Source organism: Enterococcus sp. 12C11_DIV0727 (genome assembly GCF_002148425.2).
In the GTDB taxonomy this organism is placed as follows: domain Bacteria; phylum Bacillota; class Bacilli; order Lactobacillales; family Enterococcaceae; genus Enterococcus_L; species Enterococcus_L lemimoniae.
Map to the genome: position 1 here is coordinate 1,615,015 of NZ_CP147248.1, position 15,456 is coordinate 1,630,470.

The 15,456-nt window shown below is 35.8% G+C and carries 13 protein-coding genes; 3 read left to right on the top strand and 10 right to left on the bottom strand.

The window, feature by feature from the left end; all coding sequences use genetic code 11:
- Positions 1–119 precede the first annotated feature (119 nt).
- On the bottom strand, positions 120–2,591 hold the full coding sequence (locus A5866_RS07800; protein WP_086443894.1) for a SpaA isopeptide-forming pilin-related protein: 2,472 nt from the start codon (positions 2,589–2,591) through the stop codon (positions 120–122).
- Between the two features lie 254 nt (positions 2,592–2,845).
- Between A5866_RS07800 and A5866_RS07805 the strand changes: the two genes are divergently transcribed.
- Positions 2,846–3,721, top strand: a complete 876-nt coding sequence (locus A5866_RS07805) for a helix-turn-helix domain-containing protein (RefSeq protein ID WP_086443893.1) — start codon at positions 2,846–2,848, stop codon at positions 3,719–3,721.
- Positions 3,722–3,741: 20 nt separating this feature from the next.
- Here the strand turns inward: A5866_RS07805 and A5866_RS07810 are convergent, their stop codons facing one another.
- The 7 genes from A5866_RS07810 to A5866_RS07840 form a co-directional block, all read right to left on the bottom strand.
- Complete coding sequence (locus tag A5866_RS07810) at positions 3,742–5,979, bottom strand: vWA domain-containing protein (RefSeq protein ID WP_086443892.1); 2,238 nt, start codon at positions 5,977–5,979, stop codon at positions 3,742–3,744.
- A gap of 36 nt (positions 5,980–6,015) precedes the next feature.
- Positions 6,016–6,675, bottom strand: coding sequence for a hypothetical protein (locus tag A5866_RS07815; RefSeq protein ID WP_086278561.1), 660 nt, complete (start codon positions 6,673–6,675; stop codon positions 6,016–6,018).
- Between the two features lie 107 nt (positions 6,676–6,782).
- Entirely contained in the window at positions 6,783–7,451 is a 669-nt protein-coding gene (locus tag A5866_RS07820) for a winged helix-turn-helix domain-containing protein (protein WP_086443891.1), read from the bottom strand.
- Positions 7,452–7,496: 45 nt separating this feature from the next.
- Entirely contained in the window at positions 7,497–8,369 is an 873-nt protein-coding gene (locus A5866_RS07825) for a BsaA family SipW-dependent biofilm matrix protein (protein WP_086443890.1), read from the bottom strand.
- A 42-nt stretch (positions 8,370–8,411) separates the two neighbouring features.
- Entirely contained in the window at positions 8,412–9,173 is a 762-nt protein-coding gene (locus A5866_RS07830; protein WP_086443889.1) for a hypothetical protein, read from the bottom strand.
- A 35-nt stretch (positions 9,174–9,208) separates the two neighbouring features.
- Complete coding sequence (locus A5866_RS07835) at positions 9,209–10,255, bottom strand: BsaA family SipW-dependent biofilm matrix protein (protein ID WP_086443888.1); 1,047 nt, start codon at positions 10,253–10,255, stop codon at positions 9,209–9,211.
- A 90-nt stretch (positions 10,256–10,345) separates the two neighbouring features.
- Positions 10,346–11,089 carry a signal peptidase I gene (locus A5866_RS07840; protein WP_086443887.1) on the bottom strand — a complete coding sequence of 248 codons (744 nt, stop codon included), beginning with the start codon at positions 11,087–11,089 and terminating at the stop codon, positions 10,346–10,348.
- 634 nt (positions 11,090–11,723) lie between these two features.
- On the opposite strand from A5866_RS07840, the gene A5866_RS07845 reads away from it, so the two are divergent.
- Both A5866_RS07845 and A5866_RS07850 read left to right on the top strand, forming a co-directional pair.
- Entirely contained in the window at positions 11,724–12,293 is a 570-nt protein-coding gene (locus tag A5866_RS07845; RefSeq protein ID WP_086278555.1) for a recombinase family protein, read from the top strand.
- 217 nt (positions 12,294–12,510) lie between these two features.
- A complete protein-coding gene (locus A5866_RS07850) occupies positions 12,511–13,827 on the top strand; it encodes a peptidoglycan amidohydrolase family protein (RefSeq protein ID WP_086443886.1) in 1,317 nt (438 codons plus the stop codon).
- 150 nt (positions 13,828–13,977) lie between these two features.
- Here A5866_RS07850 and A5866_RS07855 read toward each other — a convergent pair whose 3' ends face one another.
- Both A5866_RS07855 and A5866_RS07860 read right to left on the bottom strand, forming a co-directional pair.
- Positions 13,978–14,292 (bottom strand): DMT family transporter, encoded by a 315-nt coding sequence (locus A5866_RS07855; protein ID WP_086443885.1) that lies wholly within the window; start codon positions 14,290–14,292, stop codon positions 13,978–13,980.
- Positions 14,289–14,624 (bottom strand): DMT family transporter, encoded by a 336-nt coding sequence (locus A5866_RS07860; protein WP_086278552.1) that lies wholly within the window; start codon positions 14,622–14,624, stop codon positions 14,289–14,291. The genes A5866_RS07855 and A5866_RS07860 overlap by 4 nt, the downstream gene beginning before the upstream one ends.
- Positions 14,625–15,456 lie beyond the last annotated feature (832 nt).

The following is a 15,456-nucleotide window of genomic DNA, read 5'->3' on the forward strand; positions in this document are numbered from 1 at the left end:
TGTATTCCTCCCAAATAGTTTTTGGATAATAAAATGTGCACTTTTTATTATCATCTATTTAAAATAGATCGTTGTGTAAACAATCTATCTTAAAACAATTGTGTGTGTTTGAATCCTGTTTAAATCGTTAATCTAATAATAGTGAATTTATTCGCTTCAATTTTAAAGCTAGTTGCTTTAGGAGTGGTCGAATATCCTTTTACAACAGGTTCTATTTCATATTCACCTGGTGGCAAGTAAGTGCTGATTTGTCCGAATTTATTGGTAACAACTGTTGTTTCAAACGCTGCACCTTCCGCACAGGTGATGCTATATTCCAGGCCATGTAGGGCTTGTTTCGCATCGTTACTTGAAAGATAAACTAAGGCACGACCTAATTCCTCTTTAGGTGGATTATAAAATGTTACTCCTGTGATTGTCTCTGCAACAACTTTTGCATTTTGAGTGGCTACCTCGATTTTATAGCCATCTGGTGCTTTCGTTTCAGTGATGGTTACTTCTCCAATCGGTAAATCTGGGAAGAAAAGTTCTCCTTGAGTATCGGTCGTTCCTTTATGGATCGTTCCAGCTGAATCCTTTACTTCAAACTCAGCATTTGGTAAGACTATATCTGTTTCAAAACCGAATTTATCTTTGGCATATTTGGTAATTTTCAATCCGCCCAAGTTTTCTTTTTTGATATTCGCATGTCTTATTTCAGCTATTTTTCCAGATTCAACCATCACTTCGTAGAAAGTGGCGTCTTGTTCATAACCTGGTGGTGCTTCAACTTCGATCACATAATACTTACCTGGTTCTAAATCATTTAAGAGGATTTCTCCATTGACATCTGTGGTGTGTGTCCCGATAAGTTGATTATTATTGTCATAGATTTCAAATACTGCACCTTCTAAATAAACCGTTGGATCTGAATCCTTGACATATTTCGTGATTTTTAAAGAACCAGTGATCGGTTCTGTTTTTTTATTGATTACATTAATTGAAACTTTACCGTTTGGATCATCTTTCGAAATTTTAATTGTTTTTGGTGTTGCGTCTAATTCAAAGCCTTCTGGTGCTTTTGTTTCGATTAACTTGTAAGTGCCATACGGTAGGTCATTTAATTGGCCCACGCCATTGGCATCTGTTGTGATTTTACCAACTAGCTCATCTTTTTCGTTATACACATCAAATTCAGCCCCAGCTAAAAGTGTTCCAGCTTCATCTTTTTTAACTACTTCAAGATTTCCAGTTGTTTTAGCCTTTTTATTTTCAATGGTGATACTGATTACCCCATTTGGATCACCTTTGGAAATTGTAATTGTTTTTGGTGTTGCGTCTAACTCATACCCCTCTGGTGCTTTTGTTTCAATTATTTTATATGTGCCAAATGGTAAATCTTTCAATGTCGCAATCCCATTGGCATCTGTTGTAATAGTTCCAACAACTTTATCATTGGCATCACGAACTTCAAACTCTGCTCCAGCTAACAACTTGCCGGCTTCATCTTTTTTGATTACTTCAAGTGCGCCAGTCGTGATTTTCTTCTTATTCACAACAGTAATACTTGCTTTACCGTTCGGACTACTCTCAGACAACGTAACATATTTTAACGTTTGATCTAATTCATAGCCTTCTGGTGCTTCATATTCCAGTAATACGTATGTGTCATAAGGTAGGTTTGCCAACGTTGCAACGCCATTGGCATCTGTTGTGATTTGTCCTACATAGACATTCTTACTGTTTAGAACATAGAATTTTGCTCCAGCTAATAACTTGCCAAACTCATCTTTTTTAATTACTTCAATCGTTCCAGTTTTTACTACTTTTTTATTTGAAATCGTAATACTAGCTACTCTTCCTGGTGAGGAAGCAGAAATCGTAACATACTTCGGTGTTGCATCTAATTCATACCCAGCTGGTGCTTGAACTTCGATTAATTTGTACGTGCCATATGGTAGATTCCCTAATGTGGCTACTCCGTTAGCATTTGTCGTGATTCTTCCCACGTATTGATTATTCGCATTGTACACATCGAAAACGGCTCCAGCTAAGGCTTGGTTATTTTCACCAACTTTATTGACTTTAAGACTGCCAGTTTGAGTCGGTAACGGTTTATTACATTTAGTGATACAGATAAATTGTCCTGCTCTAAGAATACTGAAACTCAAAGCACTTGTTTCTAGTTGATAACCAGTCGGTGCTTTCGTTTCCTTAATAGAATAATATCCAAGTGGTAAGGATCTTGTTTCTGCAATCCCATTGTAATTCGTCTGAATCACTTGAACTGCTCGACCCCAGCGGTCATAAATGGTAAACTGTGCTCCTGACAATCGTGCATTTGTGCGTTCATCATATTTAATTACTTGAATGCCGCCACATGATACTGGAGCAAAAAAGCGTGATGTTGCACTTGATGGTGTCAAAAGATTATTTTGAACATTTGACATGTAATCATTTGTAAAAGCCGTTCCCATTTGGCTATTCACACTTGATCCTGTTGACCATGATGCATTACCCTGAACAGCTTCAGCTTGCTTTCCACCTAAGGCCCCCAAAGTCAATAAGACGAAAACGAATGAAAAAAATAAATAGCTAATCTTCTGTTTCATATAAAAAAGCTCTCCTAACAATTTTGATTTTTCTAACCCTTGTGCAATCTTCTTTAGTATGTAATAAACCAAATAAATAATTTAATCATCTTACTCAACTCCTCTCCAATCCTGAAAGATATTTAAAAAATTATAAAATATAAAAAAATGTTTGATTTTTCGTTGGTTATTTAATGTTTTTGCTATAATAACATAAGCATTGCAACTTTTTTCATCAGGTAAATTATTCTTTACGATTAGAGAGGAGCACTATTTTGAACCATTATGGAACGTTATTAAAAAATATTAGACAGGAAAAAGGGCTCAGCCAAAAAGATATTTATGATGGCATCATTACTCGGCAAGCCTATTATTTGATCGAAACAAATACCAGCATGCCATCTTTTGACAAATTTTTACTGATACTGGAGAGACTTTTCATCTCTGTTGACGAATTCCTGTATGCCCTAGATCCTGAAGTATTTCCAACCGAAAATCACTTATATCACCAATTAAGCCAAGCTGTTTTTAAAAAAGATAAGCAACAACTAACGTCACTTATTGCGCAATCACAAACGCTATATAGTACAACAAAAAATAAAAAATATTACCACCTGAACTTAATTACACAGGCAATGGCACTCTTAAACCTAGAGCAGTCAGAGTCTGACACTATCGACTGTTTGAAAGAGCTAATGGACCCAATCAAACAATATTTAATTGGCATCGATAAATGGTATCTCTATGAATTAAAATTACTCAATAATTCTTTATATTGTTTTGAACTTTCTGAAGCAATTGCCTTGGGAACTTTAGTTGGAAAAAAAATCGACACACTCAGCACTTTGGAACAGTATCAAGATATCAAATTACGGATTTACCTAAATCTTTCTGGCTTATGCTTAAATTGTCAAGATTATGAAAATACACTAATTTTTTCAACCTTAGCCAAAGAAAATGCGCAAACGGATTACCGACTATTTGAAAAGATCATTGCCAGCCTAAACTATGAAATTGCTAAGACAACTAGTCAAAAACTCGCTGTCAACGCTCACATCACTAACTATTTATCTATTTTAGAAACGTTAGACTATCAGGCAACAGTCAAAGAATACAGAAAAGTATTGAAAAACAATAAGATTACTTGCTGATTATTTGTTTTTTATAACACTTAGGATCCAAATTTGTTAACCTTGTAATCCCAACTGTAGGGTCTTGGTGAAATAATGAGTTCTCCATTACTATCTTCCCCCAACTTAGGTGTGATGAATATCGTTAGCCAATATTCATTTTCTTTTTGGTAATCTAAAATAGCTTCATTGTTCTTGATCAAACTAGCTGTATTACTGGAAATATGTGTTTTATTTAAATCTAAATTCGTCGTTGTGGCAATATAACCATAAAACGTATAGTATTCTGGAATTACGTCTACAACTTTGAGTTGCTTTTGTTGTTTTGTTAAGGTAATTTCATATTTTGTAAAGAGATTTTGTACTACTTCAGCGGCAGAATCCTTAGTTGTACTTCCAGAAATTAAGTTCAAGTTTTGCTGTGTCTCATCGATCACAGAGCGATAAAATCCTTTTGATGGTATAACTAACTCTGAATTTGGTTTAAGTACAGCTTGTCGAATATTTAAACTAACTGTTTTCTTTTCTGGAATTTTTTTATTTGTCACAATAATTTGCTGATGTGCGTAAGCATCCACTGTTGTTGCAAATTTAAAGCTACTCTTTAAACCGATCTTGGTTAAGCCATTGATATCAATCGTTGTTTCGTAGTCTTGGTTCGCTTTTAGTATTTCTTCCACACCATAGTCTTGATTGGCTTTCCACGGATGAACAATTTTTTTGACCTCATTTGAATAGAGAGAAAAATGATCATTTATTGTGTATTGATCCTCGCCATATTTAAAATCAAACAATTCTGTTCGATCCTCTATCTCCGTACCTGTTTCATTTTGTAGTTTCTTTTGCAAACTAACGATAATCGGCTTGACTTTAGGCACAATAAAATCGCCTTGTTTCATAACATCATTGTAGTCTTTGTAAACAATCGTTGTTCGCCCATTCGTTTCTGCTAATCCATTTGCACCAATGATATTCGGTTTCAATACTTCATCGTCTGCGTTGATACGGTACTTTATTTCAGCAAACATAACATCTTCATCAGGATCAAGCGAAACTGGCGTTTTTAGTGTTCCGACATTCCAATTGATAGTTGGTCGCCCATTGACATCCTTGATCTCGGTTGTTCCTTGCGTTGCTTGGACTGCTCCATTCATTTCAAATCCTATTCCCATCGGATCAACAACAAAGCCTGATTTGATTGCTCCTACGATTTCTCCAGCAATGCCACTCAGGATATCTTCTAAATTGTCCGCTGTTGCAGCAAAACTTTTATCTTCGGAAGTCGCAATTTCTTTCAAGGTCTTATTTCCGGTAACAATACCATCATCTGAGGAAGTCGAATCCATATCCACACCGATCGTATAAAAATCCGTGACTAAATTCTCCCCATTTGCCATTTTCTCGTTTTTTGCAATCGATGCTTCTGCTATTGCACTATGGGCATGATTTGCCATTAAGCGATTTGTTGAATTTGGCGGCATTTGTTCATAATCTGGTGCAAATGCACCATAACGATATCGTCCTTCTGCACCATTTCCATATATTTTGTTATAATTGAACTTTCCTTTTGGAATCGTTTTAACACTTTCATAGTAGGTATAGCCAGATTGAACGTTGTATTCTTCCATACCGATTAGTTGGTTATATGGCTCAGTTGGTGGATAACTGAACGTTGGCACACCATCTGAAATCAAAACGATATTTCTTTTACTTCCGGATGCTTTAGCAATTACTTCCGTAGCAGACTTTATTGCAGATTGAGTAAATGTTCCACCTTCCGGCTTTAATTCCTTGATTTTATCAATCAATAATCCTTTATGGGTTGGATCGACAAATTGATCACTCCAACCACTTTCATTAAATGTATAATTTGTTACTTCTGAACTATAAGTGATCAGAGCAATTCTATTATCATAATCTTTCCGTAAAACCATATTTACAAACTTTTCAGCTGCCATTTTAGCTTTGACCATTCGATCGTTATCTTTCATACTTCCCGATGTATCAATGATCAGTACAACATCTGTCGGGGGTGGTGGGAATTGGTTGCGGCCTTCGATTCGAAGTGTGATATCCCATTGATTGACCATACCAGCTACAGGTTCAGCTGTTTTACTTAATTTTATTTGTCCGGGCTGCAGGTCAGTTTTTTGAGCTGCCTTAACTGGAGCATTAGTATATGAAAGTGAGGATTGCGCTGCATAAATAGAGCCAATCAAGCAAAAAATAAGCATAAACCATTTAAAAAACGTTACGTGCCTGTTTTCTTTTTTTTTCAAAATAGCACCTCTTCTCTACCTCTTAGAATTTTCTTGCTATTCACTGATCGTTTGATTTTCCAATAAATTATCCACATCTAAAAGTGGCTTGCTTGTAGGTATCTGGCCACTCCACCAAGCATCTCTATAAGCAAATTTTGTCGTACTGATTCCTTCTGCCTTGACTTCAAAGGATAACAAGACACCTTCATATTCTTCAGTAATATTCACTTGATTCATTTTCACTTTAGTGAATAAATTTGTTGTCGTTTCCCCTTTTAACAGCTTCTTCTTATAATAAAAATAACCATCATTTCCATTGGTCCAATCAGTCAAATTATAATCAATACTCAAGACTGGAGTTGGTCCGTCAACCGTTGCAGGTAATAGCGTGAGAGAACCATTCGCTTGTGCTTTAGTAAGTACGGGTAATGCCAAAACTCGAATAAAAATTTCCTGTTCTCCGGTATTTTTTATCGTGACTTTTTTTAAATATTCTTTATCGGGTTCAAAAATTGCGGGTGGATCAAATTCTTCTTCTATCGAAGTTTTAAGGTTCCCAACTCTAAATTCATTCTGCTTTAGATCACTATCTGTCAAGGCTGCGTAGGTTTGATATAAACCAAAGGAAAGACAGATAATCGTTACCAAAAATCCTGTAAATAAGCAAAATTGTTTGATACTTAAATACTTTTTGGTCTTCTGCTTTTTCTTCACGTGCCCATCCACTCCTTTTTGGTTGCTTAATTACTATTTATCAGACATTTAAAGACTTCAAACCACTAAGTTATCACTCTTGATAATTTGTGCAGTTAGCGTTTTATTTACTTATTCATAGATTCATCCGGCAGATTCAGTCTGTAACCTTTTGAACGAACTGTTTTAATAACATCAGCATATTTGATATCGATCGTCTTTATTTTTTGTCGTATGTGAAAAATTAAATTCGCTACACGATATTTTGGTGGTACTGTTTCTTTTTCCCATAGATAATGAGCAATTTCCTCATAGGTCCGAACTTTATCTCCTGATGTATATAGATAATCTAATAACATATATTCCAATTTGGTTAGAACGAGCTTTGTATCGGAAATCAACACAGTAAAGCTCGACGGATCTAAATAAAAGCCGCGCTCTTTTTCTACAGCCATACAAAGTAATCCATTTTTTATCGTCCAAGCGATTTCATCAAACGTGTCTGATTCTAATAAAAAGCCAGTGACGCCTAATTTCAAATAGATGATTTTTTCTTCTCCTAATGGTTCATTTGTCAAAATCCAGATTGGTTTTAACGGACTTTCTCGGACTTTGATTAGCCATTGAAATAATTTTTCGATTTGAATCTGTTCATTTTTTTGAAGAATGATTCCTTGAAGAGAATCTATGTCCACATTTTCTAAATCATAGATTGAAATATCAAAATCAGTAAAAAGCCTTTTTTTTTCGCTTTCTTGTATCGTTTGGTTAGCCGAAAGTACTCCTAGTGCGTACATACTTTTTCACATCCTTTTGATTTTTCCATATTGAGGACTCTTCTTTTAATCATTTAAGCGCCCATGGTACATGTTATATAGATCACCAGAATTGCCAATATTCCAGGAACTTAACAGTCCTTTCGTGGTATCATGAGCATCCATCATCGGATTTAGTTGATATAAAGAACCTTTAAATCGATTTGGCGCACTCGGACTCAAATGTACGCTGTTCATTACCGGCGCACTTATTTCATTTGGTGCCAGTAATTCAGAATAATAAAAGTATCCGTCTTGATAGAACCAATAATTTTTTGTTCCTTTTGCGGGTGCAACATCGTAGACGTTATTTGGAAAGTTTAACTGAAACCAACGCAGATCTGTCTTTTCTCTAGCACTCTCTTTAAATTTATACATTTCGGTTCCTGTAAGTACATTAGGAACGATTGCTTTTTCAGCAATCAACTGTTGGCCGTCATATAAATATGTTCCGCCAACGTTAACTGCTGGTTGCCATGATGCTGTATTTTTTTGATCAACAGTTGGCAGCACCTCTTGTGATGCGATGGCTAGATTACCATTCCCCGTTTGATCTGTAATATCTATTTTGAAAGTCAATAAGTATTCATATAAACTGATTCTTACAAACGCCGGAATATTTCCAGTATTTTTAACTTGAATCACTTTCTTTGTTGCTAAACCTGGTTGCCATTCAAAATTAGGTTCAAATTCTTCTATGATTTCAGCAGATAATCTTGAACCAACAAAATGATTGAGCTCACTATCTTCAGAGACAAACCAAGCATATGTACTTCCTAGAACCATCAAACCAGAAAAGAGAAATGTACTTACAGCGATGATCCATTTTGTGTTTACTTTTGCTCTTTGCTTTTTGCTTGGTTTCTTTCTTTTACCAAGATTGTGCTTATTTTTTTTCATGCTGTACCGCCTCCCATCATTTGATCGTTCTAAAAAATCCAATTACAATTTTTTATTCTGTTTATATGGTTTTTTTTCCTGTTTTTTATGTTTGATGATCAATAATGAAACCAATACTAAAAATAAGCCTATACATGAAAAAAGTAGAGCATTACGCCATTCTTCCCCTGTATTTGGTAGCCTTAACTTACTTACTAGTTTTTCAAGAAAAGGTTTGTCTGGTTGCTCTGGCTCTTTAGTATCTGGTAATGTTGTTTTGACTGCTTTGAACTGCCAAATATTTTCCACTATATTCTTTTTAAAAAAATCTCTATTAGTATACGACTTGCCATCTAGCTCAAATTGGGCTTCCAACATCTTGGTGTCGCCCCCTTTGAATGTCCCTAGATTTAGTGGGGCTGATTTATCTTGTAGATTTAGCGTTTTGCTTACACCTGATAACGGTCCAGTGTAAATTATTTTCCCATCGTAAATCAAGGTCATCTGAATCGCTTCAGATAAATCTAACGAGCCTTCTATAAGCGTCGGTTTACTGACATTCATGGTTAAGTGATAAGGGATATCTTCTTCTATGTTGATGATCGTGATTTTGGTAGACCATTTTTTACCTGGTGCAACATCTCGAATATCAACGAGATATTGTCCGTCATTTTTTATTTTAATACCTTGATCATCACCAGCCACTATTCCTGGGGGAAGGTTGGATTCAGAGTTTACTTCAACAGGTTTTAAGGTAAGTGATAAACTAATTAGTAGGAGGAACCCCACCCATAACCACTTGTTCTCCCTGTATTTTCTTTTCATCCTTTTTCCCCCTCAAAATAGATAGCTATTTTCAATTATTTAGCTGGTACTAGATCTTTTAAAGCTGTCGCTAAAGAATCATTGATACCTGCTGGCAACCAGTCATCAACAGCGTCTTTGTATGCTGCGATTCCTTGGCCTTTTACAGTTAAGTCATAGATCAATTTACTATATTCATTACCAGCTGTTCCCAGTAATTTAACTGCATCCATCAATTGTGTTGTATTTACTCCTGGGTTTACAACACTTGTGTAGTAGAAGTAACCATCAGCAGCGTTGAAATACCATTTGTCAGCGACAGTTGGATCAGTTGTAATGTTATTAAATGAAATTTGGATATTGTTTGATCCTGTTGCTGCAGGTGCATTCCAAATCAACGTACCATCTTGTGTGAATGTTGGCGCATAAATTGGTGCTTGTGTCCATGCTTTTTCCTCAGCAGCATTGTATTCTAACGATACATAGCTAAGAGCTGGAGTACCTGATTTTACTTTAATTTTATTTGTAGCATCACGCACGAATCCATCAATACCACTTGCATGATATAAAACGCCGCCTTTTTCAAAAGCATAGCGGTAAGTATACGTGGTTTTTGTTCCAACTGTTTCAGCTTTTTCTTTCACTTTTAATGTATAATCACCAATGAATTCTCCTGCTGCTACACTTATTTTTGGTGCAGCACCATCGAAGGTAGAATCTGTAAAACCAGCTGGGGCATCTGCGCCAGGTAATAAGTAGATTTCTTTACTTGTTTTACCTTCAAGTTCAGCACCAGTTGTTGGTTTTGCTTGATGGTCTTTTAAAAGTTGCAATGATTCTGTTAAAGAGACACGGATCAATGTTTTGTATTTACCGATATTGGCAATTGCCACATCTTTATTTACTTCTGAACCTGGATCCCATTCGGTCGGTGGCTCAAATGTTTCCACCACTTCAATATCTTTTCCAGTTGCAATTTGACCTTCAAAGTGGTTGGTTTTTTGGTCTTCACTAGTAAACCAAGCAAACGTTGCCGCAGCTATTGCTGCAAGTGCAAAGGCACTTGCTAACGCAAGAACTTTTTTCTTTCTGTTTTTATTCATTTCTAAATTTCCTCCCAAATTTTTTTATTATTAACTTTTCAACATTGGCAACGAAAATAGGTTTTCATCCCTAATTAAAAAGTAAATATCTTATTTATTTAAAATGTAGTACCTGATGATCGTAATAAAACCGAAAACTGAAATCAGGAAAATAATTGAAACCAGCGGATTTTCACGTACAAAATTTAGAAATGCGCCTATTTTAGGAACAACTATAATTTTTTTCCCCACCACTTGTTTCGCGCTAACTGGCACATCTTCTGCTAAGTTGGCATCTCCTTGAGTGATATAGTAGGTTCCCTTGGTATCGCCTAAATGATCCATCTTTTCTTTCACCCTATGAGTCAAAAATGCCTGACTCTTGATGCTAGGACGAAATGTAATGATATCTCCTACTTCAGCCGAATCTCCAGCAATATTTTTTACGATGATCACATCGCCAGAATGAAAGCCCCCTTTTTGTTTTTCAGGATCTCTCGGCACCATTGAATCCGTTAAAACACCGAAAAAACGATAACCCATAACACTTTTGTCAGCATTTTTAGTCGTTGCAAAAATAATCGATCCAATAATCATAAATAAAATGAAACCGTAAAAAATAATGTTAAATAATAAAGTATAGACAGGATTTTTGGGTTTACGTTGTTGCGTCTTTTTTTTTGCTTTTTTAGAAACATGCTCTTGTTTTCTTTTGCTATTTTTAGCTTGTGGCTTCCTGCTTTTAGGTTTTGAATGTTTAGAGACCTGTTTCTTATTTACAGTTTGTTTTGGTGCTGATTTTGTAGTTCGCTTTTTTTTGTTTGGCTGTTGCTTCTTATTTCGCTCTTCCGCCATTTCCCTAAACCCTCACTTTGCCTTGTACTTACCAAAAACAATGATCTTTTACTTTCAACTGTCAAGAAAAACAACTAAATTTATAAGCTTCATAAATAAGCTTTTTGCTAATCGTTTTAAGTCATTTGAAGAGTCCAAAAAACTAATGATATTGAGAAAATCAACTAAAACGCAAAAAAGAAATACGCTTGAAAGGATAAACCCCTTCATAACGTATTTCTAGACTGCTTCCTCTAAGAAAAATAGCAAGCGTTTCGACTCTATAAAAATCATTAGTTTATTATAGAGAAAACTGAAAGTCAATAGTATTTAAAAATATTTTTTACTCTTTGTTTTCAGATAATAAAACCGTCTAGCTGCGCGGACGAGACTGCTACGCTTTTATTGTTATCTAGCTACGCAGGCTAGCTCCTCGGAAAAAAGATAAAATCTGATTGTGGCAAAGAACGCCACCTTCCTATTTTCCTATTTTTCTGTCGGAGCTGAACGAGACTGCTACGCTTTTATTGGAGGAGGTGATCAAGATGTTTCGGACAACGTTATTCAGTACTTTATAGTACTGAATAAGTAAACAACATTAGCATTCAATATGACTAGCAACAAAGCAACTATCAATAATTAGAGGTGTTTATACATGGCAGTGATTGGTTATATGCGTGTCAGCACGCATCAGCAAAAATTTGATTCTCAACAAAAGGCTCTTGAACGATATGGTGTAGATTTTATTTACAAAGAACGAGAGAGTGGCAGAAAGATATCTAGAAGCGAACTGAACAAGGTTTTGGCCTGTCTAAAATCAGGAGATACATTGGTTATTTTTAAGCTTGATCGATTATCCAGAGGTACAAAGCAATTGTTGAGTTTGTTAGAGGAATTTGATCGAAGAAATATTCATTTTGTCAGTATTCAAAATAATATTGATACTACAACTGCAATGGGGCGATTCTTTTTCACTGTAATGGGGGCTTTCGCTGAAATGGAAGCAGAATTGATTCGTGAAAGAGTGATGGCAGGCCTTGATGCTGCTAGAGAAAATGGTAAGCAGCTAGGACGTCCACCACGAACAAAAGAAGTCAATGAAGCAATGGCGCTTTATACTAATTCAGACTTATCTGTTCCTGAAATTGCGAAAAGATGTAATGTCTCGGTCCCAACAGTCTACAATCATATTAGAAAACAAAACTTACTCAGGAAGGTCAACTAACACACAACTAGCACATAAAAACGCAATGAAAAACTAAGAACAACGATTTATCTTATTACTGACAGTACATAAAAAATAAACCTTTGGGAGAAATATAACAGAATTGAGACATGTATTTGATAGAAAGGTAACAGATTACTCCTTCTTTTTTTTGCTAATCTATTAATAGAGTTAACAGCGCTGTTGATTTATTAACAAACTAAAGGAGAGATGTTTTATGGCAAGTATTGAAGCAATGATTAAATGGATGAAAGATAGAGAAGGAAAAGTAACTTATAGTATGACTAATAGACTAGGTCCAAATAGTTATGACTGTAGTTCGTCGGTCTATTTTTCATTGATTGCAGGTGGCTTTTTGCCAAGTGGAAGTATGGGAAATACAGATACTTTATTTGGAGATCTAGAAAGAAATAATTGGCGGCAAGTGGCTCCTGTAAACGGAAATTATAGAATTCAAAGAGGAGACGTCTTTATCTGGGGAGCTCGCGGAGCTTCTGGAGGAGCTTCTGGACATACTGGTATTTTTGTTGACAGTGTAGATAATATCATTCATTGTAATTATGGCTATAATGGTATCACAACAAATAATCATGATGTTATTTGGGGCTATAATGGAAGACCACCAATTACAGTGTACAGAAGTGCAGCTGCAAAGCCAGAACCACCAAAATTACCAACTAAAAATCCTGAACAGCCAATTACAAAAGGGATTAATTACGAAACTCATGTAAGTAAAGTAGGCTGGATGAACAATGTAGCCAATGGCGCTTTATCAGGATCAACAGGTTACAATTTGCCAGTAGAAGCAGTGAAAGTACTTTTCAAAAACAATCAGATCCCAGCTTCTGTTTCATATCGTGCCCATGTATCCAGTATTGGGTGGATGCCTTGGGTAAAAGACGGACAGCTTGCTGGAACAACAGGACAATCAAAAGCGGTTGAAGCAATCCAAGCCAAATTAACTGGAGAAGCAGCGAACTACTACAATTTAGAATATCAAGCTCATGTTGCTGATAAAGGATGGATAAGCTGGGTTAAAAATGGTGCAACAGCTGGAACAACTGGGCAAAAGCGAAGCCTTCAAGCACTGAAAATGAAACTTGTTCGTAAACCAATTGATCAGGGAACTAGTCAACCTACAACAAAAGGTGTGTCATATCGAATGCATTTAGCCAATGAAGGCTGGCTTGGTTATGTTACTAATAACCAAATGGCTGGAACAACTGGTCTAGGAATTGAAAGCCAATGCTTAGAAGTCTATGTAGAAGGTAAGAAAGAAAATGTACAAATTGATGCTCATGTAGCTGAAAAGGGCTGGTTGACAAACACAGGTGGCACAACAGGACAAAAATTATCCTTACAAGCCGTTAAACTCAAATTAAAAAATGGCTTGGAAAAGCAATACGATATTTCTTACCAAGTACACGTGTCAGAAAAAGGATGGATGAGCTGGGTTAAAAATGGTGCCGTAGCTGGAACAACTGGTCAGAAATTAGCAATCCAAGCGATTCGAATTAAACTTATAAATAAATAAGCATTTTAGAAAATATAAAAAAAGGATTCCACCTTGTTATTAAAAATTGATACCTTTACACACCACATAGAACATGACACACGGATGAGACAAAATTTATGATGGCAATAAGCCACATAACATTTGTCTCATCCTCTTAGTTTTATCTCATCAACCAATCAGTTTCAATCCAATAACGGATACTAAAATAATGCCAATAAAAATAATTCTACGCCAGTCTTTCGATTCATCATAAAAAACCATCCCTAGAATCGCTCCACCAGCTGCTCCAATCCCTGTCCAAATAGCATAAGAAACACCCATTGGCAAATTCTTCATCGCTAGATAGAGAAAGATAAAGCTACTACCAAAGGTCAAGAATAATAAGCATAATGACTTTTTATCTTTATTTTGATTAAAGCGGTTGATCGATCCCACGCCTAGCATTTCAAAAATGCCTGCAATAATTAAAAATAACCAACTCATTTCTGACTAGCTCCTTTCTCACCCGTTACAAATTTCAAGCCCATTACACCAATCAGTAATATTACAATCAAAAGAATTTTTGATACTTTAAATTCTTCACCAAAGAAGAGAATCCCTGTGATCACCGTCCCCGCCGTACCTAAACCAACAAAAACTGCATAAGCCGTTCCAACAGGCAACGTTTCACCTGCTTTGATCAAGGCGTAAAAGCTGATAAGAATACAGACTACTGTCAATAAAATTTCCCACCACGTATTACTATGTTTCATCCCAATGACCCATAAAACTTCAAAAAATGCGCCAATCATTAATTTAATCCAATCCTTGTTCATAAAAAAACCTCCTAATTTTAAAAACTGAAAAAACTAGCCTGCGTAGCTAGATAACAATAAGAGCGTAGCGGGCTCGTTCAGCTCCGACTGAAAAATAGGAGAATAGGAGGGTGGCGTTCTTTGCCTCACTTATATTTTATCTTTTTTCCGAGGAGCTAGTCCGCGCAGCTAGATAACAATAAAAGCATAGCGGGCTCGTTCAGCTCCGACTGAAAAATAGGAAAATAGGAGGGTGGCGTTCTTTGCCTCACTTACATTTTATCTTTTTTCCGAGGAGCTAGTCCGCGCAGCTAGATAACAATAAAAGCATAGCGGGCTCGTTCAGCTCCGACTGAAAAATAGGAAAATAGGAGGGTGGCGTTCTTTACCTCACTTATATTTTATCTTTTTTCCGAGGAGCTAGCTCGCATAGCTAGATAACACTCTTCCGCTTCGCCCCATCTTCTCCTTCATGTTTCAACATCCAACCAAATAAAAAAAGTGCCAATCAACAATTCCATCTATGGCCTAAGAATTGTCGATTCACACTTTTACTGATAAATAGCCGGCGCCGTTTATCAAAAGTTGTTTGATTTAATTTTATTCTATTGATTTGTTGAAACTGCTTCTCATTCTACTCCACAATCTAGAATTTAGCAATAGAATTTTTCTCTATTATTAATTAAAAAATTCTTAATATTCTTCTTCATTTCCCTATAAGACAAGCTTAAACCTCATTTTATACCGAAATAAATACATAAATGTCTAAAAATTCAATCATTTTACTCGATTTTTTTCCATCTATCTTTCTAAAAATCTTTTTTGTTTATATAAAAAGCTGATTGAATCAACT

Bases quoted from the DNA above. Each gene is read 5' to 3' on its own strand.
- A5866_RS07800 (WP_086443894.1), bottom strand. From the start codon at position 2,591: ATGAAACAGAAGATTAGCTATTTATTTTTTTCATTCGTTTTCGTCTTA.
- A5866_RS07820 (WP_086443891.1), bottom strand. From the start codon at position 7,451: ATGTACGCACTAGGAGTACTTTCGGCTAACCAAACGATACAAGAAAGC.
- A5866_RS07825 (WP_086443890.1), bottom strand. From the start codon at position 8,369: ATGAAAAAAAATAAGCACAATCTTGGTAAAAGAAAGAAACCAAGCAAA.
- A5866_RS07830 (WP_086443889.1), bottom strand. From the start codon at position 9,173: ATGAAAAGAAAATACAGGGAGAACAAGTGGTTATGGGTGGGGTTCCTC.
- A5866_RS07835 (WP_086443888.1), bottom strand. From the start codon at position 10,255: ATGAATAAAAACAGAAAGAAAAAAGTTCTTGCGTTAGCAAGTGCCTTT.
- A5866_RS07840 (WP_086443887.1), bottom strand. From the start codon at position 11,089: ATGGCGGAAGAGCGAAATAAGAAGCAACAGCCAAACAAAAAAAAGCGA.
- A5866_RS07845 (WP_086278555.1), top strand. From the start codon at position 11,724: ATGGCAGTGATTGGTTATATGCGTGTCAGCACGCATCAGCAAAAATTT.
- A5866_RS07850 (WP_086443886.1), top strand. From the start codon at position 12,511: ATGGCAAGTATTGAAGCAATGATTAAATGGATGAAAGATAGAGAAGGA.
- A5866_RS07855 (WP_086443885.1), bottom strand. From the start codon at position 14,292: ATGAGTTGGTTATTTTTAATTATTGCAGGCATTTTTGAAATGCTAGGC.
- A5866_RS07860 (WP_086278552.1), bottom strand. From the start codon at position 14,624: ATGAACAAGGATTGGATTAAATTAATGATTGGCGCATTTTTTGAAGTT.